The organism is Embleya sp. NPDC050154, assembly GCF_044460165.1.
Lineage (GTDB): Bacteria > Actinomycetota > Actinomycetes > Streptomycetales > Streptomycetaceae > Embleya.
Map to the genome: position 1 here is coordinate 225383 of NZ_JBITJP010000013.1, position 21246 is coordinate 246628.

General features: G+C 68.7%; 17 protein-coding genes. 11 read left to right on the plus strand and 6 right to left on the minus strand.

The annotated features are described in order from the left end of the window. Window positions 1–243 precede the first annotated feature (243 nt). The 11 genes from ACIBSV_RS26925 (at window position 244) to ACIBSV_RS26975 (ending at window position 10862) form a co-directional block, all read left to right on the plus strand. A complete protein-coding gene (locus tag ACIBSV_RS26925) occupies window positions 244–573 on the plus strand; it encodes a hypothetical protein (protein ID WP_395867323.1) in 330 nt (109 codons plus the stop codon). A gap of 75 nt (window positions 574–648) precedes the next feature. Next, window positions 649–1278, plus strand: a complete 630-nt coding sequence (locus ACIBSV_RS26930; protein WP_395867325.1) for a DUF6668 family protein — start codon at window positions 649–651, stop codon at window positions 1276–1278. Window positions 1279–1280: 2 nt separating this feature from the next. Beyond that, complete coding sequence (locus ACIBSV_RS26935; protein ID WP_395867327.1) at window positions 1281–1574, plus strand: hypothetical protein; 294 nt, start codon at window positions 1281–1283, stop codon at window positions 1572–1574. 24 nt (window positions 1575–1598) lie between these two features. Next, complete coding sequence (locus ACIBSV_RS26940) at window positions 1599–2414, plus strand: hypothetical protein (RefSeq protein WP_395867329.1); 816 nt, start codon at window positions 1599–1601, stop codon at window positions 2412–2414. Between the two features lie 73 nt (window positions 2415–2487). Next, window positions 2488–3978 carry an SCO6880 family protein gene (locus ACIBSV_RS26945; protein WP_395867331.1) on the plus strand — a complete coding sequence of 497 codons (1491 nt, stop codon included), beginning with the start codon at window positions 2488–2490 and terminating at the stop codon, window positions 3976–3978. Between the two features lie 292 nt (window positions 3979–4270). Further along, entirely contained in the window at window positions 4271–5635 is a 1365-nt protein-coding gene (locus ACIBSV_RS26950) for an ATP/GTP-binding protein (RefSeq protein ID WP_395867333.1), read from the plus strand. A 1-nt stretch (window position 5636) separates the two neighbouring features. Then, on the plus strand, window positions 5637–7337 hold the full coding sequence (locus ACIBSV_RS26955) for a hypothetical protein (RefSeq protein WP_395867335.1): 1701 nt from the start codon (window positions 5637–5639) through the stop codon (window positions 7335–7337). 62 nt (window positions 7338–7399) lie between these two features. Continuing rightward, a complete protein-coding gene (locus ACIBSV_RS26960; RefSeq protein WP_395867338.1) occupies window positions 7400–9163 on the plus strand; it encodes a type IV secretory system conjugative DNA transfer family protein in 1764 nt (587 codons plus the stop codon). Further along, entirely contained in the window at window positions 9160–9810 is a 651-nt protein-coding gene (locus tag ACIBSV_RS26965; protein ID WP_395867340.1) for a DUF4913 domain-containing protein, read from the plus strand. The genes ACIBSV_RS26960 and ACIBSV_RS26965 overlap by 4 nt, the downstream gene beginning before the upstream one ends. Before the next feature lie 40 nt (window positions 9811–9850). Then, window positions 9851–10450, plus strand: a complete 600-nt coding sequence (locus ACIBSV_RS26970) for a hypothetical protein (RefSeq protein ID WP_395867342.1) — start codon at window positions 9851–9853, stop codon at window positions 10448–10450. A gap of 43 nt (window positions 10451–10493) precedes the next feature. After that, on the plus strand, window positions 10494–10862 hold the full coding sequence (locus ACIBSV_RS26975; RefSeq protein WP_395867344.1) for a hypothetical protein: 369 nt from the start codon (window positions 10494–10496) through the stop codon (window positions 10860–10862). Between the two features lie 19 nt (window positions 10863–10881). Here the strand turns inward: ACIBSV_RS26975 and ACIBSV_RS26980 are convergent, their stop codons facing one another. From ACIBSV_RS26980 to ACIBSV_RS27005, 6 genes are all read right to left on the minus strand, one after another. Continuing rightward, complete coding sequence (locus ACIBSV_RS26980) at window positions 10882–12081, minus strand: transglycosylase SLT domain-containing protein (RefSeq protein WP_395867346.1); 1200 nt, start codon at window positions 12079–12081, stop codon at window positions 10882–10884. Then, entirely contained in the window at window positions 12078–14513 is a 2436-nt protein-coding gene (locus ACIBSV_RS26985) for a DUF3488 and transglutaminase-like domain-containing protein (RefSeq protein ID WP_395867348.1), read from the minus strand. The genes ACIBSV_RS26980 and ACIBSV_RS26985 overlap by 4 nt, the downstream gene beginning before the upstream one ends. Then, complete coding sequence (locus ACIBSV_RS26990) at window positions 14510–15703, minus strand: DUF58 domain-containing protein (protein ID WP_395867350.1); 1194 nt, start codon at window positions 15701–15703, stop codon at window positions 14510–14512. The genes ACIBSV_RS26985 and ACIBSV_RS26990 overlap by 4 nt, the downstream gene beginning before the upstream one ends. Then, the gene (locus ACIBSV_RS26995; RefSeq protein WP_395867456.1) at window positions 15703–16725 is read right to left on the minus strand and encodes an AAA family ATPase; all 1023 of its coding nucleotides are present in this window, start codon (window positions 16723–16725) and stop codon (window positions 15703–15705) included. Before ACIBSV_RS26995 ends, ACIBSV_RS26990 begins: the two co-directional genes overlap by 1 nt. Window positions 16726–16923: 198 nt before the next feature. Continuing rightward, on the minus strand, window positions 16924–19452 hold the full coding sequence (locus ACIBSV_RS27000; RefSeq protein WP_395867352.1) for a hypothetical protein: 2529 nt from the start codon (window positions 19450–19452) through the stop codon (window positions 16924–16926). A 144-nt stretch (window positions 19453–19596) separates the two neighbouring features. Further along, window positions 19597–21078 carry a hypothetical protein gene (locus tag ACIBSV_RS27005; RefSeq protein ID WP_395867354.1) on the minus strand — a complete coding sequence of 494 codons (1482 nt, stop codon included), beginning with the start codon at window positions 21076–21078 and terminating at the stop codon, window positions 19597–19599. Between the last annotated feature and the right edge of the window lie 168 nt (window positions 21079–21246).

Here is a 21246-nt window from a genome sequence, read left to right on the forward strand (position 1 = left end):
CACGTCTTACGGAGCACCATCTCGTGGCAGACCCCACAATCGGCCGGTTTCCGCCGATGGCACGGCGACGTGGAGGTCTGCCCGGCGCGGAGAGAGCGCGCGCTGGTGACTTCCGTCCTCCCATTTTTTTCGCGCGCGCGCGGAAATACGGCACTACGGCCGATGTTTCGGGTTTTCACCGAGGCATGAGGCTCGGATCGGCGGGGCGGGGCGGTGCCGACTGCCGAACGCCTGGAGATACACATGGTGCTGTTCGATCTGCTGCCGATGGACGATCCGCCGGACGGACCGGCGCCGCCCACCTACATCGTGCCACCGAATACGGTGAAGCAACTGCCTCCCGATCCCGGGGGGAGCGCGCCTTTCGCCGGGCCGCTGAACGAAATCATCAGCATCGGCATGTATTTGACGATTGCCGCGTGTGTGGTGGGATTCCTGTTGTCCGCAGCGAAGCTGGCCATGACGTATCGCGACGGGGACGCCGAGGGCACGATCTTCGGCATGGGTTGGGTGATGGTCGCCTGTGCCCTGGCCGGAAGTTCGGTGTCGATCGCGAAGGCGGTCGTCTTCTGATGCCGCGCTCCCGGAATCCGGTCATGGCTCCTGCCGCCACGCTGCGACGACCGTCGTAGCGCGGGAGGTGATCTCGTGTCACGTCGACCTGAAGAGCCGAAGGACAATCCGTGGCTACCGCGTGCCACGGTGACCGTCGAGGCCGAACCCGTAGTGGAGACTCCCACCTACGTCAGCCTCGGGCCGCAATCGCCGCAACGCGGGTTGGTGCAGCCGGGAACGGGCGGTCTGGGCACCTGGACTCCCCCCGGCTCCGCTCGTCCGCCCTGGTGGTGGGTGAGTTGCCACGGGGGAGCGGGGGAAAGCACCCTCGCACTGGCGATCCCGCAGGGCGCCGAATCCGGGGGCCGGGGATGGCCAGTCTCCTCGACGTCGGGACGAAGCGGTGTGGTCCTGGTCGCCCGGACCCACGCCGGCGGTCTGCACGCGGCCCAGAACGCCGGGAGGCAATGGGCTTCCGGGGCACTGGAAGGAGTCGACCTCCTGGGTCTGGTGGCCGTCGCCGACGCCCCCGGACCCTTGCCGAAGAGCCTTCAGCAATGGCTGAAGCTCGTCGCGGGAGGGGTGCCTCGTTTGTGGCGAATCTCCTGGAACGAGGCGTGGCGACTGGGTGAGTGGCCCGACGCCCGGAACTCCGCCAAGGACGTTCGGAAGTTGGCTTCCGAACTGGCCGGCCTCACCAACAACCGATACAGCGGGGAGTAGTAATGGCTTTGATCGCAGCGACGCTTGCACGGGTCGAGGGCTTCACGACGGACATCAAGGACCCCAAGCCGAAGGCGCCCGGCAAGCTCGGCAGCGGCATCAACGAGTTGCTCGGTTACGGTGCCTGGGTCGTCACGGTGGTCTGTGTCATCGCGGTCCTGGCCTGCGCGGGACGAATGGCGATGTCGCACAAGAGCGGTGGCAGCGGCGAGCACATCATGAGCCTCGGTTGGATCATGGTCGCCGCCATCCTGGTGGGCAGCTGCGCGACGCTCGCACAGCTGCTGCTGAAGTAGGCGGATCTCCCCGGGGGAACGACTGTGGCCTTCCTACGGCGCAACAAATCGGCCGACAACGACCGCTCCGGGGATGATGGGAACCCCTTCACCCAGCGGGGGTTCATCGTCGCCACGGCGGGCTTCGGCATCCTGTGTCTGGCCGCGGTCACGGTGATCGTGTTCGAGCCGGACGGGCTGCCCTCGACACCGCAGGCCGGCGCGGCTTCCGCCGCGGCGACCACCGTGGCCTCGTCGACGGCGGTTCCGTCCGGCACGGGCGGCGAGAAGAGTTCGACCGCCGCGGCGAAACAGTGCCCGGAGTTGTCCGACCGGGATCAGACCATTCCCACGGTGCAGCCGGCGGGCGTGGTCTGGGAGCCGTACCACGGTGTGGGACTGCCGGTCTCGCGCACGGCCGGCCCGGGGCTCGCCGATTCCGGAACGGTCCGGTGCTACGCGCGCACGCCGGCCGGGGCGTTGATCGCCGCGGCGCAAATCAGTGAGCGCTACGAGACGGCGGAGTCGCCGATCCTGGTGGCGGGCACGATGTTGGCGCAGGGTCCCGGCAAGGAGAGCTTCCTGGCCCGCAGTCGTTCGGCGGCGCCGACGCGGACCGCGGATCAGGGCCAATCCGTGCAGGACAAGCCCCAGTTCGTCGGCTTTCGGGTCGACAGTTACTCTCCACAGGCATCGACCGTGACCCTGGTGCGGATGCGCGAGCGGGCGGGCACGTTCGATGCCACGACGTGGACCGTGGTCTGGGACGAAGGCTGGCGTCTGCAACTTCCACCCGACGGCTCCCGGCCTCCGGCCCGATCGGTGTCGTCGAGTGCCGGATACGTGGCGTGGACCCCCTGACGGTCCGTGAACCGCCGGGCACTTCCGACCGCAACCGCGGATCCGAGCGGTCGCGGCCACCGAGGAGACGAACGTGACAGCACCCGAGATTCGTACCTACGGCAATTGGCGCAAGCCGACCTCGCCGGGCATCCTCGGCCTGGGGATGGCCGGAACAATGATCCTGCTGGGCGGCATGGTCACGATCATCGTCAGCATGATGATCTCGTTGGTCTTCGCGATCTTCCTCACGGTGTTGCTCGCGGTCGTCCTGGCTCCCTTGCTGTACCGAGATCGACAAGGACGTACGGGGTTGCAGTGGTTGGTCGCCCGAGGCGCGTGGTCGCGGGGCAAAGCGAAGGGTCAACACCTCTACCGATCCGGCCCCCTGGGTCGTATACCGCTGGGCACCTGCAAGCTGCCAGGCCTGGCCGCCGGGTCGAAGCTCTATGAAGCCCAGGACGCCTATCAGCGCCCGTTCGCGCTGTTGACGGTGCCTTCCACCAACGACCACACCGTCGTGATCGAGTGCGACGCCGACGGCGGATCGCTGGTGGACACCGAACAGGTGGACACCTGGGTCGCCTACTGGGGACAGTGGCTGGCCGCGTTGGGCAACGAGCCCGGCATCGTGGCCGCCTCGGTCACAGTGGAGACCGCGGTCGACACCGGTGAACGCCTGCGTCGTGAGGTCTTCGACCATCTGCGGCCGGACGCGCCCAACCTTTCCAAGCACGTGCTCAACGAGGTCGTGGAGTTCTACCCGGTGGGTTCGGCACGGGTGTCCACCCGGGTCGCGTTGACCTTCTCCGGCGCTCCTCGCCCCGGCGTGCCCAAGCGCACTCCGGAGGAGATGGCCACCGAGTTGGGCACCCGGCTGCCCGGACTGTGCGCCGGTCTGCAGATGACCGGAGCAGGACAGGCGCGCCCGATGAGCGGCACCGAACTCGCCGAAGCGGTAAGGGTCGCCTACGACCCCAGCGTGGCCGCATTGATCGACCAGGCCCGCTCCGAGGGTGGCGCGGGCATCACCTGGGACGACGCCGGGCCCAGCGCCACCCAGGAGGCGTGGGACCACTACCGGCACGACGGCGCACTGTCGGTGACCTGGGCGATGTCTGACGCGCCTCGTGGCGAGGTCTTCTCCAATGTTCTGGCGCGACTGTTGGGGCCGCACCCCGACATCGACCGCAAGCGGGTCACGCTGCTGTACCGCCCGCACGACTCGTCGACCGCCGCGAGCATCGTCGAACGGGACGTGAAGGACGCGATGTTCAAGGCGAAGCAGGCCAAGGTCGGCAACGCCCGCGACTCGATCGCGGTGCGCGCCGCACAGCAGAGTGCTCAGGAGGAGGCCACGGGAGCCGGACTGGTCAAGTTCGGCATGCTCGTCACCGCGACCGTCGAGGACAGCGACGGTCTGGACCTGGCCGCGTCGGCGATGGACAACCTGTCGGCCTCCGCCCGGATCGCGATCCGCCGCGTGTACGGCTCCCAGGCGTCGGCCTTCGCCGCCGCGCTGCCCCTGGGTCTGGTTCTGCCGAAGCACCTCAAGGTGCCGCAGACCGTCCGGGACGCGATGTGACCGGCCACCGGACATCGACCGCGTACTCGCCGGGCGTTCGCGCACGCGGCTAGAAGGGCAGGACGAAATGTCGGTGCACAACCCCACAGGGGTCATGCCCGCGGAGGAGTCCGAGCAGACGGACGTCGGACGAAAGCGGGGGAGACGGTCGAAGCCGGCTCCTCTCCCGCATGGGCCGCAGGGCACGACGGCCAAGTCGAAGGCCGAGCAGAAGAAGAAGGCCCAGACCCCAAAGCCGAGAACGGCCGGCTGGCGAGGCTGGACCGGGTACGGCGCGGGCTCGGTGGGATATGTGGAGGCGCCACCAGAGTGGCGTGGCACCACCGTCCAGGTCTGTGGGCTTTGGCCGTTCGCGGCCGGATCCGGCACGCCCGCGGTCGGTGTACCGCTGGGGCGTTCGCTGACCGGTGGCGGCACGCTGTGCTGTGACCCGATCAGTTGGTTCCAGCGCGCCAAACTCATCCTCAACCCGAGTGAGTTCGTGCTCGGCAAGCCGGGTCTGGGCAAGTCGACCATCGTGCGCCGCCAGGCACTGGGGCTGGCGGGGTACGGGGTCAACCCGGTGGTGTTCGGCGACCTCAAGCCCGACTACGCCGACCTGATCCGCGCACTCGGCGGACAGGTCATCGAACTCGGCCGCGGGCGTGGCTATCTCAACGTCCTCGACCCGGGCGAGTCGAAGGCCGCCGCCGCTCGTCTGCCGGAGGCCGCGCGCCGGTCGCTGTTGGCCGACGCGCACGGCCGGCGGCTGAACGCCGTCGCCTCCCTGATCACGGTGCTTCGCGGCGCTCCCCCCGCGGACCGTGAGGAAACGATCCTCAACGCGGCGTTGAAGCTGCTCGACGAACGCTTCGTCGGGGTACCGGTGCTCGCCGACCTGCTGAAGGTCATTCAGGAGGCGCCCGACGAACTGCGGGCGGTGGCCCTGGACCGGGGCGACGTGGCTCGCTACCGGGAGATCACCGAAACCCTGGAGTCGTCGCTGATCGGCCTGTTGGGCGACGGCCGGCTGGGCGAGATGTTCTCTCGGCCGACCTCGGAGCCGATGCGCCGGGACAGTCCGGTCTGCTTCGACGTCAGCGCCATCGACGACGGCGAAAGCTCGCTCCAGGCGGCGGCGTTGCTGGCGTGCTGGAGCTACGGCTTCGGTGCGATCTCGGTAGCCCAGGCATTGGCGGACGCGGGGCTGGAGCCCAGGCGCAACTACTTCGTCATCCTCGACGAACTGTGGCGTGTGCTCCGCGCCGGCCGGGGCCTGGTCGACCGCGTGGACGCCCTGACCCGACTCAACCGTCAGCGCGGTGTGGGCATGGCGATGATCACCCACACGATGTCCGACCTGCTCGCGCTGCCGGCCGAGGAGGACCGGATGAAGGCCAAGGGCTTCGTGGAACGCGCGGGAATGGTGATCACCGGTGGTCTGCCCGCGGCGGAGATGCCGCAACTGAACTCGGTCGTCCCGATGACGATGGCCGAACAGCGCATGATCGAGGACTGGTCGACGCCACCCTCGTGGGACTCCACCCGCGGCGAGGAGGCCCCGCCTCCCGGACTCGGAAACTTCATGATCAAGGTTGGTGGCCGCCCCGGAATTCCGGTTCACGTCGACCTCACACCGGCCGAACTCGACGTGAACAACACGAACAGGCGGTGGTGACGTGTGTGACTTCGCGCCGGTCAATCCGTACGGCCCCAACATCGAAGACAAGCTCAAGGACAACCAGTACGACTCCGAGGAACTCGTCCGCGGCGACTTCGCCTGGACCGACACCTATGCGATCGGCAAGATCGGCTGTCACGAGTACCATCCGGACGAGAACTTCAGCTGGCACAGCGCCTGCACACTGACCGACGAGGAATGGCAGTGGGCGGTCAAGAAATGGGCCACCGACAAGACCAACAACCCCTACGGCTTCCTCGGTCAGCCGATCGAGTGGATCCGTTTCGAGATGAGCCAGCTCGCCACGGAAGTGCTGAGTTGGTGGCTCAAGGTCGACCCCCCGTTCACCGGTGGGCAGGATCGCGGGGCCAGCGGCATCACCGGCATGCTGCGCAGTCACACGATCTTCATCACGACGGTCGTCGCGGTGCTGTCGTTGTTGTGGGTTGCCGGGAAGATGGCTTTGTCGCGCAACCCGATGGCGGTCGGGTCGATGGTCAAGGCCATGTTCACCCTGGTCGTGGTCACCACGTCGAGCATCGCGTTCTTCGGCCTACTGCTCACCGCGGGCCATACGTTCACCCAATGGTTCCTGATCAGAGGGTTGTCCGGTAGGAGCGGCACGGCGATCAACGAGGCCGAGGTCTGCAACTCCATCCAGAAGTACCTCGAAGTCACGCCGATGGGCAGCACGGACCGCCCGATCAACTTCGCGCTGTTCCTGCTATCGGCGATTCTGCTCATCATCGCCGGCGTCATGTTGTATCTATATATGCTGGCGAGACTCGTCGGTTTGACGCTACTCCTGGGCATCATGCCTGTATTCGCGGCCGGCTCGGGAACCGAAACCGGCAAGGCCGCGCTCAAGAAATGCTTCAGTTTCGCCATCGGATTCGCGTTGCTCGAACCGACGGCCGCGTTCGTCATCGTTCCCGTTTTCCGCATGTGGGCCAATCCGGAGGACGGCAGCACGGCCGAGGGCCTGGCCAGCGTCATCATCCTCGCGGCGGGCACATTGTCGCTGCCGGCGACGATGCGCATGGTCAACCCCTTGGTCGGCCTCGTGGCGGAGGACGGCAAGGGCGCACACGGCGCGGTGATGGGGAGCCTGGCAATGGGCGCCAAGGGGGTGGCCGCGCTCGGCGCGGTCGTCGCGACGGGCGGGGCTGGAGCCGCTGCGGCGATGGCCAAGGGCGCGGGCGGAGGGGGCGGCGGCCGACGCCGGCCTCCGGGCCCACCGCAGAACCCACAGCAACGGCAACAACAGCAGCAGCAACGGCAGCAGCAACAACAGTCGAACAATCCACCGCCACCTCCGCCTCCGCCGTCGGCACCGGTGTCGCTGGTCAAGCAACCCGCACCCGCCGCTCAGGCTCCGCCACGGGCTCCTACCGTGCCGGTGCCACCGCCCGCTCCTCCGTCCGCGCCGGTCAACGCCGCTGCGAAGTTCGTGGCCTCGAACGTGCTGGGCGGCGCCACGGGTCTGCCGCCGGGCAGCGGCACGCTCGCCAAGATGGCGATTCCCGCCCTGGGAGCGATGGGCGAGTACCAGATGAACAAGAGCGGGGGCGGCGTCGACGAGATTCCGTTCATGAGGGAACGCAAGTACGACGCGCCCCGACACCCGCAGCGTCAGGTGATTCCCGTCTCCGCCGGGAGCGGCCCCGTAGGAGGAGCGCCGGCGCCGCAGCGTTGGTGAGCAGTATTCGGCCCGGGGCCGTGCGCCCCGGGCCGTGCGTACGAAAGACAAGGGGGTAACGCATGAGCGCCACTCAGAAGCGCAGAGGGCCCAACGTCGAACTCGAGGCGTTGGTATTCCTGTTCGGCATCGTCGCACTGGTGGCGCTGCATGTGATGACCTGGCTCTCCGCGTCCTTGGCGGCCGAAGGGCCGACGGAGGAACCCGGGCCCAATCCGCTCGTGCTGTGGGTGCGCCTGGCCATCGGCGACTACCAATGGCCGGGCGCGATCGCGACGGTGTACCTGTGCCTGCAACTGGTCGTCGTACTCGTCCTGGTCGGCCTCGGGTGGAAGGTCTGGACGAAGGCTCGGGGCAAGCGCGAGCGGATCGACATGGCCATCCGCTACCTGGCCTCGCCCAAGGAACTGGCGCCGTCCATGACCCACCAAGTCACCCGTACGGCCAGCAAGTTCGGCCTCGCGAAGGGGACCACGCCCGGCGTCTTCATCGGTCGCACCGTGCGCGGTGACAACGAACTGTGGGGTTCCTGGGAGGACATGCACGTCGACATCTGGGGTCCTCGTACCGGTAAGACGGCGACCAGGGCGATCCCGAACATCGTCAGCGCCCCGGGCGCGGTCGTGGTCACCTCCAACAAGCGCGACGTGGTGGACGCCACCCGGGCCATTCGCGAGGCCAAGGGCACGGTCTACATCTTCGACCCGCAGAACCAGGCCGGTGGAAAGCCGGTCTTCTGGTGGAATCCGCTGACCTACGTCGGCGACAGCATCGTCAAGGCGGTCAAGCTCGCCGCCCGCTTCGTCTCGGTCAACCGCCAGGACCACGCGCGCAGCGACGCCTACTTCGAACCCGCCGCCCAGGACCTGTTCGCCAACCTGCTCCTGGCGGCCTCGATCGACAAGCGTCCGATCACCCAGGTCTACGTGTGGCTGACCCGCCCGACCGACGACACTCCCGTGCGCATCCTGCGCGACGGCGGCCATCACATGCCCGCCGAGGCGGTGGAGTCGGTGATCGGTCAACCCGACCGGCAGCGGGCCGGTGTGTACGGCACGGCGATCCAGATGGCCTCGTTCCTGGTGGCCGAGAACATCAACGAATGGGTAACGCCGGGAAGCGACCCCAGCCGACCCGAGTTCGACTACATGGCGTTCGTGCGCTCGCCTTCGGACACCCTGTACCTGCTGTCCGAGGAGACCAACAAGATCGCGGCTCCGCTGGTGATGGCGCTGACCACGATCCTGGCCGAGGAAGCGGAGAACTACTCGCGTGACTCGCCCAACGGACGGCTGCCCATCCCGGCGCTCTTCGTCCTGGACGAGGCCGCGAACGTCTGCCCCTGGAAGGCGCTTCCCGACAAGTACACCCACTTCGGTTCGCGTGGCGTCATCGTGATGGTGATTCTCCAGTCCTGGGCCCAGGGGGTCTCGGTGTGGGGCGACAACGGCATGCAGAAGTTGTGGGGTTCGGCGAACATCCGGGTGTACGGAGGCGGCGTCTCCGACGTGTCGTTCCTGGAGAATCTGGCCAAGTCCGCGGGCATGTTCGAACCTCGCACCACGTCCACCAGCCACAAGTTCGGTGACCATCGCGGGATCAGCCGGGCCAGCCGAGCGGAGGCGGTGCTGGACGCGTCGGACCTGATGTCGATGCCGCGCGGCCGGGCGTTCGTGCAGATCAGTGGTTCGCGCCCGACCCTGGTGCGCACCGTGCCGTGGTGGGAGACGGAGTACGCCGACCGGATCCAGGAATCGATCAACACCTACGACCCGTCCCAGGTGATGAACGCCGCCCAGATCAACATGGCCAAGGCGGTGAAATGAGCGGCGAACTCCCGGACGACGACGTCTGGGGACAGGGCGACGCGCCGGAGCGATTCCGGTCGATGACCGAAGCCGCCGCCCGGCAGGCACGAGAGACCGTGCCCCAAGTCGAGGATTTCGACGAAGAGCTCGAGCCGGAGCCGGAGTTCGTCTTCGAATCGGTCGACCGCTTCGTCGTCGACTACATGGTCAAGGTGATCGAACGCCGGTTGAACCGCTCGTCGATCATGTGGTGCCCCGCGTGGTGGAAACACCCCGAGGCGATCATTCGCTTCACCGCGATCTGGCGCGCGTTCGAATACCTGCGCCACGACGCGGCGTTGGGCATGTCGACCTGGTGGCTCCAACACGCGGATCCGCATCTGCGCATGCTGATGGATCCCGAACTGGGCCCCTTCGTCGCCTGCGACCCGCGCGAGGGTCACTCGGATCGCCCCCTCGCGGAACTGCCCATCGAGCCCTCGCCGCCGGAGATGTGGGACGACCCGGCGTTCCGGGTGACCCCGCGCGATCCCGACGCTTCATGGGATGATGGCGACATCGCCTTCGAGATCGACGACGGTTTCGAAACACCGGGTCAACCGGAACGGCCCAAGGAACAGTACGACCTCCAGAAGGCCAAGCTGAACCGCCCGGGCTGGCCGTGATGTTCGCCGGAGGCATCAGCCGGCACGGAAGGGATGAGCGATGAGCCAAGCCGTCGAGTTCGGCCCCAATGGTGGTCCACATTCAATCGGGGACGCGGCCGATTTGGCCCAGCCCATTCTCTCCTGGGCGAGCACAAGGTTTGATAGAGCCCGCAAGTATTTGAAGCAAAAGCGAAAGGGAAAATTCAAGACCGCCGGTGCGGCCGTGGCGGGCCGTCTGACCAAGGGCGTGACCAACGTCGCGGCCAGATGGCAGTCGACGAAGTTCTACGCTCAGAACTCTGGGATGCGCGCGGGAGCGCGGGCATATCGCAAGTACGAGGATCAGGCCGTCAAAGCGGCCGACAATCGGGCCAAGGTGCAGTTCTTCGCGGACCGCAGCCGGGCGCAGGGGATGTTGTTGAATCAGATCGCGGCCGGAAACGGTCGCCGGATCGCACCCGGTATCCAGCAGCGCTCGGCACAGCGGCGCAGGGTGAGCGCGCAGCGCGCTGCCGCCAGGATGGGCACGCGGGCGGTTCGTGCGCAGCGCAGGGCGTTGGGATTCGCCGCGCAGGCGCAGCCCGCCCGGGACCGGGCGCAAGTGCTGCATCGCAGCGGCCAGGTTCCCCAGCGTGCCCGCGAGATGTTCAACCTTTGATCGACAGGTAACGAGATCCGAGTCATCCAGGCCGGGAGGCGACGTGAGTGAGCAAGCGGGTCCCTCGCGACCGCAACTGCCGGCGGCCGAGAATCTCTGGACCGCCGTCGGCCAGGCGCCTCCGGCCGCGGGACCGAGCCGGCCGACTCACGCGTGGGCGTTGGGTTTCGGTGACCTGGGCATGCAGGCCGCGCCGCAGCCCGCGCCGGGCGTCGGCCCGACCGGTCCCGGAGCCCTGGCCGGGCGAGGGTTCAACGCCCTCGCCCAGCCGGAGCACGCGCTGGGCACGTTCCGCGATCAATTGACGCGGGACGGACTGGCGGCGCCGAGTAGTAGGTCAGTGGAGAGCGGCCGCGAAGCGAACCCGACACGTGAGGCGGCTCGGCTCGGCATGACGCCCGCCGGTAGGTGACCGGCGGGCGGGTCGCCTCCTACTTGAGCCCCTTCAAACGACGCGGCTCGTACGGCCCCGATCCCTTGAAGTAGAGGTAAGGGATCTTGCGGTAGATCGCGCCCGTGCTGCCGGCTTCCTCGTATCCCCAGTACTCGGTCTGGCCTCCGTCGGCCCACTTCTCGAACAGTACGACGTGCCCGGAGTTGCCGCCGTCGTCGTCGAGGATGATGTCACCGGCCGTCAGTTCGCTCTTCTTGATCGGCTCGGTCATGCCGGTCATCGCCGTGGTGTTCGCCCCGGCCTCCACGCCCCACGCCATGGTGACGAAGCCCGAGCAGTCGGTGCGGTATCTCTGCTTCGTCTTGCCGTCGGCCATCAGGCCGTCCTTGTAGTTGCTCTGGCTGTAGGGGACGCGGGCATCGGTCCACACCTTCGCCCGACTGATGATGGCCTGCCGATCCTGGCCCACGATCGCGGGGAGATTGCCGCCGGCTCCCTTGATCGAATACTTCTCCTTGGCGAGCTTGATGATTCCGTTCGCGTATTCCCGGGGTGTCTTGTTCTTCGGGTCGTCGATTTGCGGCATGCCATCGGAGGCGTACGTCACGCCCGAGGGCGGGTTGGTCCAGATGTAGGGACCGCGGAGGTAGCCCGCCAACATCAGATCCGGCATCTTGAGCTGCTCGCCGGGCCGGACATTGGGGATCTTGCCCTCTTCGTGGAACTCATGGACCTTCTTGGCGATCGAGCACAGGTAGTCGCCGATCGCGATGATCGCGTCGGCCGGGTTGCCGATGTCCTTCACATTGTCGTTGTCTCCGTCGCGACCCGCCCCATCATCGGTCTTTCTGGGGTCGCCATTCCAGGTGCCCGGCATGAACTGGCCGAGGCCCTGGGCGCGCCCGGCATCACTGTTGACCGGGGGCGGATCCCAACTCGACTCGGTCTCGATGAGTCCCGCGATCAACGGCGCGGTGACGTCGGTGCAGGCTGCCCCGGCCTTCTCCAGTTGGGGCACGTATTTCCGGTATTTCTCCGGAATGGCGTTCACGTCCAGCAGGTCGGATGTCGCCCCACCGCCTCTGGAAAGGAATATCTCGCGATCCTGGGATTGCACCAGCATGTTCGGCACCTGGCTACAACCGGCAAGGGAGGCGCCGGCGGCGACGACCGCGGTGAGCCGCGCCAGTCTCGCTCTCGTGCCGGCCCGAATCCCCGAAGCTCCCCCGCTGCTCATTGCCCCCACTCCCGCCGTCCCTTCGACAACCCGAATACCCCGATGACCCTGCGCGGCCGCCAGCGCGCGAGCACGCGCTGCCGGCGTGACGTCGTGGACGACTCGCGGCGCAACACCCCTTCCAGGGCGGCGCACAGACTCCACGCGTCGTCGGCTTCCTGCTGCGTGGCGACCCGTTCGCCGTACGCGCAGTCGTTGACCAGGTCCGCCAACGCGGGCAGCCGTGCCCCGACCTCGGCGGGCAGCAGCGCGCCGCCGTACACCGCGACCTCCTGCGCCGTCGCCGCGCTCCCGGCCGGCAGACCGGCTCGGGTGAGCGCCGCGCCGATCAACTGCCAGGCGCCCAAAACCCGTTCGTTCGGCGTGCCGCCGCGACGTCGACGCCGCTCCACGCGCGGCGCGATGAAGACCAGCACCGCGTAGCCCAGCAGTACGACGGCGGTGATGACCGCGGCCACCAGCCACCACGGAATACCGGAGTCCTTGTCCTCGCCGTCGTGGGGGTCCGGCGCCACACCGCTGCGATCGGTGCCCTCGATGCCCGCGTCGACCTGGTCGCGAGTGAGCTGCGGAGGCGGCGGCGAGGCCACCGTGCCCGGCTGGGCCACGTCCTGGCCGGGTGCCTTGTTCCGGTCACCCGGTTCGTTCTGGCGTCCCGGGGTGGGGAAGAAGGGCACCCATCCGGCGCCGGCGAACTCGATCTCCGGCCACGCGACCACGTCCCCGGCCCGCACCTCGCGCACCCCGCCGCCGATGTCGGTTCCCGAGGAGAACCCGACCACCACGCGGCTCGGGAGGTTCAGCGTGCGCGCCATCACCGCGAACGCGGTCGCGAACTGCTCCGAGGTGCCGATCTTGCCCGACTCGAGGAAGAACTGGAGGTTGCGGTACGAGTGTCCCGGGGTGGCCGTGATGTCGTATCGGTAGTTGGTGCGCAACCACGACGCGAGCCGCAGCGCCTGCTGGTAGGGGAAGCTGGCGCCGGTGGTCGCCTCCTCGGCGAGTCGCCGAAACACCGGCAGCGCCTCGAACGGCTCGCCCGTGACGTCCTTGTCCGGCATGGTGATGAAGGCGGGATCCGTACCGACCGGCAGGAACTGCAGGCGGTTGGGATCCAGGACCGGGACGCGCGAGTCGACCTCGTAGCGGGTCCCCGCAGGCAGCCGCCGGTGCGCGGCCACCGTGCCGCTGTGCTGCTCCACCGAGATCTCGAGGCCGGCCGGCGGACGGATCTCGCGCGGTCGGTCCGCCGCGGGCAGCCAGATCCCGCCGAGTTCCTTGATGGTCACCAGATGCGACTCGGCCGTCTTGGACACCACGGAGGTGTCCTCACGGTCGGGAACGCGCCCGGTCGTGGTGCGCAGGTCGTCGGCCGGAGCCCAGCGCACCCCGTTGTAGGAGTCGAACACCGCCAGCCGCCAGTTGCGTTCCGCGGGGGCCGGGCCGGAGACGGTGAACAGTGGACGTTCGGGGGTCTGCAACCACGCGGAGATGCGATCCAACGGGCTGGCCCCGCCCAGGCGCACATCGGTCGGCGGTTCGACGAGCGTGTGCAGGTCCGGCGCCTCGCGTGCGGTCGCCCCGGGCAGCGCGGGACCGATCGCGCCCGCGAACACCGACGAGGCCACCACCAACGGCAGGCCGATCGACAGGTTGCGCAGCCCCGATCCGCGCCCCGGACGCCGCGCGACGAGCAACAGGCCGACGGAGCCCGCCAACGCCACCGACGCCGCGACATTGCTTCCCGGCCCACCCGTCCCCAGCACGGCCGGTACCGCGAACAACAACACCGAGGGCACCGCGGGTGCGACGACCGTGCGGGTACGCAGTGCCAACTCGGCGCCGCCGAGGGCGGCAAGCCACACACACGTCGCGGGCAGCACGAGCATCTCGGCATCACCGGGCACCGGCGCCACCACACTCAACACCGCGTGCGGCGAGTCCAACAGCGCCGACCAGATCTCCCGGATCAGCCCGATGCTCGGCAGGAAACCACCCGCGGCCCGGTCCCGGAAAAGCGTCGCGGACAACACCAGCGACCAGCACACCACGGTGATGATCAACGACGGCCACAACGGCCGTACGGCCGGCCCGCGTCGGGCCGCCCCGGTCCAGGCGGCGGTGCCCGACGGCGCCGGGGACCGCACCGGTCGCGAGCAGGCGACCGACAACAACACCGGCACGATCGCGGACGGGAGGATCACCGGCACCAGGTCGCGCGTCTCGAAGGTGCGGCCGAACGCCCAGCCCACCGACAACGCGGCGAGCGTCACGGGAATCAGCGACCACAGGGAGCGATGGTCGGCATCCGGCCGATCGAGCCGACCACGTGGGTGATTCGGGCGCGCGGGCGGCGCGGTCGCCGCTCCGCCCGGCCGGGAATCGCCGGTGGGCCCGGACTCCACCGGGCGATCGTCGAGAGTGGTGCTCACCGGGAAATCTCCTTGCGCCACGCCACGGCCATCTCCTCCAGGCTGGACACCCGGATCTGCGACACGTGCATCGCGGTCGGCCGGGCGGTCGAGCGCCGGCCGGGGTCGGTGGTCGAGGGTGGGGCGACGCGAATCAGCAACGCACGATCGAACCGGCCCTGGACCCGGTCCATCCGCGGCAACCCGGGGGTGTCGGTGCTGCCGGTGACCACGATCAACGTGTCGCCGGCCCGGGTACGTTCGACCACGTCGAAGGCGTCCGACAACGAGTGGTCCTCGTGTGCCGAGACCTCGGCGAGCAGGTCGAGCCAGTGCTCGGCACTGCGGTGATCGCCCAGCGGAGCGGGCAACGCCCCGCGCCCGGTCACCACCTTCAGCGGGAAGTTGTTGTTCGCGGCGGCCAGCGCCACCGACGCCGTGACGTCGACGGCGACCTCGAACGCCTCGTCGCGCTCGTCGGCGTTCACCCCCTCGGCGAACGCGGCGAGGTTGGTGTCCAGGACCAGCGTGGTCTGCGGCAGGCTCACGTCGATCAGCTTGCGGACCATCATCGTTCCGGTGCGCGCGGTGGAACGCCAGTGCACCCGACGCAGGTCGTCACCCATGACGTACTCGCGCAGCGAATGGAAGGTGAGCGTCCCGTCGTCCGCGGTATCGGAGTTCGGGCCCTCGAGGTGGTGGGTGCGGCCGGCCGGCAGCGACTGGAGCGCGATCGTGCGCGGTCGCACGAGCAGGGTCTCCAACTCGCCGTGCCGACGCGAACGTCGGGTCAGCCCCAGCGGATCGCTGCGCACGAGGTGCATCGGGCCGATCTCCACCCGGCCGCGGCGGTGGGTGGGCAGCGTGTACCGGGCCCGGATCTCGGCACCGGCGGCAACGGGCGGCAGGTCGACGGGAGGAACCATCAGGCCCGCCACGTGGTCCTCGGCCCGCAGTCCGCGCAGCGCCCGCCGCCCGGTGTTCACCAGGGTGACCCGGCCCTGGGCGATGTCGCCGCGGGCGACCTTCGCGGGCACCACTTCGCGTTTCGCGGCCACGGAGGAGCGGCGCAGGGTCCAGGTCACGGCGACGGTCACGGAGACCAGGCACGCGACTCCCAGGACCACGCCCTCGCGATACCCCAACCCCCAGCCGAGCCCGCACAGGACCAGGCCGAAGACGAGCACACCGCGCCCGCTGGAGGAGAGCATCAAGCGTTCGCCTTCAGTGCCGTCGCGCTCGGGACGCTGACCTGGGAGAGCACCTCGGTGAGCACGTCGGCGGCGGTGACGCCGCTCAACTCCGCTTCGGGGGTGAGCAGCAGACGGTGCGTCAGGACCGGTCCGGCGAGCGCCTTGATGTCCTCGGGCAGGATGTGCGCGCGGCGCTGCGACGCGGCCCGGACCCGGGCGGCCCGGATCAACGACACGCTGCCGCGCGGCCCGGCGCCCAGTCGGGTGTGTGTCGACTCGCGGGTCGCGTGGCCGATCCGCACGGCGTACTCGACAACCGATTCGACCGCCTTGACCCGGCTGCGGGTGATCTGGACGAACTCCTGGATGTGTTGCGCCGTCGCGATGGTGGGGAGCGTCTCGATCGAGGGGGCGCCGTTCGCCCCGGCCGCGACCGCCACCTCCGAGCGCAGGTCCGGATAGCCCAGGGACATCCGCATCAGGAAGCGGTCCAACTGCGCTTCGGGCAGCGGATAGGTGCCGGACATGTCCACCGGGTTCTGGGTGGCGATCACCATGAACGGGCGGGGTACCGGGTGCGCCACGCCGTCCACGGTGACCCGGGCCTCCTCCATCACCTCCAGGAGCGCCGACTGGGTCTTCGGCGAGGCCCGGTTGATCTCGTCGCCGATCACGATGTTCGCGAAGATCGGTCCGGGCAGGAACTCGAACGTGTTGGTCGTCTGGCGGAACATCGACACGCCGGTGATGTCGGACGGCAACAGGTCCGGGGTGAACTGCACGCGCTGCCACGCGGCGTCGAGCGAGGCCGCGAGCGCGCGGGCAAGGGTGGTCTTGCCGGTTCCGGGCACGTCCTCGACCAGCAGATGACCCTCGGCGAACAGGCAGGTCAGCGCCAGTTCGATCTGCTCCCGCTTGCCGACGACGACCCGCTCGATGTTGTCGGCGAGGGCGCTGAAGCACTCGCCGAACAACGCCAGCGCGTCGGGGGCATGGAACGGCAGGGAGTTCTGACGATCGTCGTTCGTCGTCGATGGCATCGTGTTCACGGCGCTCCAGGTCGATCGCCCACCGTCACTCCGTGCCGTGGACGGTCGGGGAAGGCGGGAGGGCTTGCCGCGTCTTGACGGGTGTGTGGTCGCGGACGGGCTGGGGTGACTCGGTGGTGCGCCCCGATCGGGAAAGGGGGCGCACCACCGGGGAATGCTTGTCGCGTCAGGCGGGCTGCCCGGTCGCGATCACTCGCACTGCCACAACTCCGATGACGAGAATGTGCCGCTGTTGGAGTTGGGCGTGCGGATGTAGAGGTCGCTGGTCCAGCCGTTGCCGGGGTCGCCCGGTCCGCTGTACTCGACCTTGTCCCAGATCGAACCGGTCACGTTGGTTCCCTGGCGGACCTGGTGCTCGCCCTTGACCTGGCAGATCACGGTGATGTTGCCGGTGTAGTCGGCCGCGATGTAGCCGTTGCGCACGGTGCCGGCGACGGAGGGACCCGAGCGGATGCCGATCGTGACGTTGTTGTCGATGTTCGGGCCGACCTTGTAGGTGCGCTTCGGCGGGGTCAGGTTCAGGCTCCCCGTGGCCTTGGGGCTGGTGCCGGCCTCGTTGGTCGCGCTGATGGTGATCGGGTATGTCTTGCTGTTCTTGAGGTTGCTCACCGCGAACTTGGCGGTGGTGGACTTGGTGGTCTTGTCCTGGAAGTCGATCGAGTACGTGAGGCCGGCGACGTCGGTCCACGTGAACGTGCCACCGTGGCCGCCTGCGGCGGGCTTCGCGGTGAGGCCCTTGGGCGCGGCCGGGAGTGTGCAGGGACGCACCGCCGTAGAAGGCTTCGACGTCTTCTCCACGCCGTCGGCGAAGACCGCGGTCACGGTGAAGCTGTATTCCGTCTTGCACTGGCCCCCGGTGACCTTGAACGACGATGTGGCCTTGGGGCCCAAGGAAGTGGGCTCGGCCTTCATGCCGTCCTTGAGACCGTCGATGCGGTAGCTCTGGGGTGTCGCTCCACTGGACTTGGCGAACGTGACGGTGATGAAGCCCGCGCCGGATGTTGCCTTAAGCGTTGTGGGAGCCGTCTGCTTCGGGGGATCGGGTGTCGGCGTCGTCTGCGTGGGGCTCGCCGTTGTGGTGCCACCGGGTTTCGTCGGCGTGCTGGACGCCGTGGGGCTCTTGGACGCGGACGCCGACGGGGACGCGGATGCCGACGGCGTACTGCTCGCCGTCGGTGTCGTCGTGGCCGTCGGCGTCGAGCTGCCCGTCGGGACGGGCGGGGCGGTGACCGTGATGGTGGTGGTGGGCTGCGGCTTCGGGTCGTTGCCGGGATCGGGGGTGGACGTGTTGCCGCCGCCCTGGGTCGGACGATCCGTGGGCTTGTCCCGGCCCGGGTCGTCGTTGCCGCGGTCGTTGTCGCCGTCGCCTTCGTTGTCCTTCGGGTTCGGCGGAACGTCGGCGTTGCCCGGGTTGTTCGGCCGCTGCTGATCCTCGGCGGGCGGCGTCGTGGGCGGAAGCGTCGGGGGCAGCTCGTCACCCGGGACCGGGTTGCCGCCCTTCTCGTCGTACTTCTGCACCTTGTGCAGCTTGCCGTCGCCGTCGACGACCACCGCGGTGGCGTTCTTCTCGTCGTTGACCCACAGCAGACCGTCGCGGACGAAGGTCTCCAACTCGCCGGCGACGCCGGTGACCTTGACCTGCTCCTCGAGCTTGGCCTGCTCGGTGTTGTACACGATCAGCGAACCGCTGGTGCGGTCGGCGATGTAGACCTTCTTGCCCAGGACCTGAGGTTCGCCCAGGACATTCCCGCCGGTGCCCAGCGGAACCGCGGACACCTTGCCCGCCGCGATGTCCACCAGGACGAGGGTGCCGTCGGCGGTGCTCAGGACGGGCAGTACCTGTCCTTCGCTCTTGCCGGGTACGACGGTCTTGTCGAGGCCGCCCTTGAACAGATCGGACGGCAGCGTGATGGTCGTCTGCACGCCGGTGTCGGTGAGAATCTTCGCGGCGCCGGCCGCGGCGTCGACGATGACCGCGCGATCCGCGACGAGGGCGAGCGTGATCGGGCTGTTCGGCTCGGACACCTTGATCGGCGTGCCCAACACGGCGCCGCGGACCGGGATCACCTCACCCTTGGAGGGGATCGGAATCCACAGCGTGCCCTTGGCGTCCGCCTGGGCGCGACCGATCGGCTTGGCGCCGAGGGCGATCGGCGGTCCCAGCGGCGCGAGGGTGCCCGGATCGATCGGCCGCACCACGGCCGTCGTGGCGCCCGGCGCCGTACCGGATTCCACCAACCACGCGCGCTCGCCACCGGTGACCAACTGCATGCCGGCGTCGCCGAGGTCGACCGACAACGGAGCGGTCAACTGGGCGGGGTCGATCCGGGTGACCTGGCCGGTCGATTCGTCCATCACCAGGACGGTGTCGCCGTCCTCGCTCACCTGGTAGTTGGAGCCGGGGGCCCCGGGCAGCCGTACTCGGCCGGTGATGTCGCCGGAGAGGCCGTTGACATGAACCATGCTGCCGTTCGCGCTGGGCAGCCAGGCGCCCACGTCGGCCAGGTCGGCGTCGGCTCCGGCCACGCCGATTCCGACGACGACCGAGGTCGCGAAGAGTGAGCCGACGGCGACCACGGCGACGACGGTGGTCGAGCGTTCGCGACCACGTCGGATCGAGGCGACGGCCTGGGCGACCTGGCGGCGGGTCGACTCGATCGACAGGGAGGCGGCGATCGTTCGACCCGGCTGCGCGGCAGGCTCGGAGTGTTGGGACATGGATCCTCTTCCCGAAACAGGGAACGATTGTCAATCTTTACGTTCGGCCCGTCGGCGAACTATCCGCCGAGCGCGATGCGTTCCGCGCGATCGGGATAGTGGCCGGGCCGGCGCCACCGATGTGGTAATCGCGCTTCGGCCGGCTCAACTCTTCTTCTTGGTGGGGACGGGTACGGCGGGCGGCGGCGGATACATCGTCAGGGTCGTGTCGACCGGCTCCCGGCCCTCGGTGTTGCGGGTCACGAACACACCGACACTGGAGGAGGTGAGGATCGAAGGGGGACGAACTCCGGCGGGCAGGGCCTCGATGCCCTTCGTGGTGATGTTCAGCGCGGCACGCCCGGCGTTGAGCTTGTCGCTGCCGTCGGAGCTTTGGATCGTTCCGTACGCGATGCCGGCATTGGAGACGGTTTCCAGCTCGACCGCGTTGTTGCGGTCGTTCTGGGCGAAACACACGGCCGTGCCGCGCATGTCCACGGCCAGCGGGCCGACGACGAGGTAGCGGGTGTCGGGGGAGTGCCGGGCGGGGAGCAGCTGATGGTATTCGTCCGGGTTGTCGTCGCGCGGGGTGTGGCAGGGGATCTGCGTCAACACCGCCCCGGTGACCAGGTCGTGCACGACGTACAGGACCTCCTGCGGCTGGTTCTCCTCGGCGGGTGTCCACCACGCCGCCACCACGGCGGTCTTGGTGACACTCACCGGCACCCCGAGCGCGCGCCCGGGCGGCGCCACCGATCCGCTGTTCCAACGTCCGGCGACCTCGAAACCGCGCCCACATGCCTCGTTTCGGGAACTGCGGGTGCGGCACGTGTCCGGCAGGCCGTTCTCGTCCTTGGAATCGGTCGTCTGCCAGGTCTCGTTGAGCATTCCGGCCGCCGTCGGCAACATCGGATACGACAACATCGCGCAGGTGCTGCCCAGCAGGCAGCGACGCGGAGTCGGTCCGGTCGGCGCGGTGGGCGTGACCTCGCCCGTCTCGGGATTCCACACCGAACCCCGTTCGAACGGGGCCTCGTCGCGGCGGTCGATGTCGTCGCGGAACAACACCCCGCCGTCCCCGACCCGGGCCGGAAGCTCGGTCAGCCCCTCGGGCACGTCCCGGACCAGGTGCTGCCGCGGAATCACGCTCCGGCCACTGCTGGCGGCGACGAAGCTGTCCACCACCACGACGCGTCGGGCCCGGCTGAGCCCGTCCTCCGGGATCGTGCCCAACCGCATCAGCACGATCATCTCGGTGTCGCGAACGGTGATCAGCGACAGGACCGGTCGTTCCTGATCCTGCAGCGGGGTCACCGGCTGGGACCACCACCAGACCTTGCCGTCGGTGGCGCTGCGGGCGACGACGGCGGTCTTGGTTCGCGTGGTGGACTCACTGCCCGCCGACGGGATGTCGCTGCGGATGTCGATGCTGACCAGTGCGCCGACCTTGGGGGCGACCACGTAGGCCCGACTGCGGACGTCGGCCTGCCAGCCGTTGTTCACGTCGAAGCCGGCGGGAACCACCAGCTTGGGTGCCTTGACCGGCTCGTCGACCGGATTGCGCACCAGGGGAACGCTCCCGCTCCCGGCAGCCGAGCAACCGCTCAGCGCCAGCGCGGCGGCGATCAGCAGGGATATCAGAGGCAAGCGTGGGCGAATCACGGATTTCCGTTCCGCTCGGCGGGGCGACTCCGCTCCGGAGTCCGCGACTCGCCGCATGGACAGGTCAGGGCTCGTGCCGGCGCGACAGGAGCCTAGAGGCGCGGATCGGAACGCGATAGGTCACAAAACGCGGAATCGGGCATGGCTTTCGCG

What these genes read in the sequence shown, in the direction of transcription:
- ACIBSV_RS26925 (WP_395867323.1), top strand. Translation starts at nt 244, where the DNA reads ATGGTGCTGTTCGATCTGCTGCCGATGGACGATCCGCCGGACGGACCG.
- ACIBSV_RS26935 (WP_395867327.1), top strand. Translation starts at nt 1,281, where the DNA reads ATGGCTTTGATCGCAGCGACGCTTGCACGGGTCGAGGGCTTCACGACG.
- ACIBSV_RS26960 (WP_395867338.1), top strand. Translation starts at nt 7,400, where the DNA reads ATGAGCGCCACTCAGAAGCGCAGAGGGCCCAACGTCGAACTCGAGGCG.
- ACIBSV_RS26965 (WP_395867340.1), top strand. Translation starts at nt 9,160, where the DNA reads ATGAGCGGCGAACTCCCGGACGACGACGTCTGGGGACAGGGCGACGCG.
- ACIBSV_RS26970 (WP_395867342.1), top strand. Translation starts at nt 9,851, where the DNA reads ATGAGCCAAGCCGTCGAGTTCGGCCCCAATGGTGGTCCACATTCAATC.
- ACIBSV_RS26980 (WP_395867346.1), bottom strand. Translation starts at nt 12,081, where the DNA reads ATGAGCAGCGGGGGAGCTTCGGGGATTCGGGCCGGCACGAGAGCGAGA.
- ACIBSV_RS26990 (WP_395867350.1), bottom strand. Translation starts at nt 15,703, where the DNA reads ATGCTCTCCTCCAGCGGGCGCGGTGTGCTCGTCTTCGGCCTGGTCCTG.
- ACIBSV_RS26995 (WP_395867456.1), bottom strand. Translation starts at nt 16,725, where the DNA reads ATGCCATCGACGACGAACGACGATCGTCAGAACTCCCTGCCGTTCCAT.
- ACIBSV_RS27000 (WP_395867352.1), bottom strand. Translation starts at nt 19,452, where the DNA reads ATGTCCCAACACTCCGAGCCTGCCGCGCAGCCGGGTCGAACGATCGCC.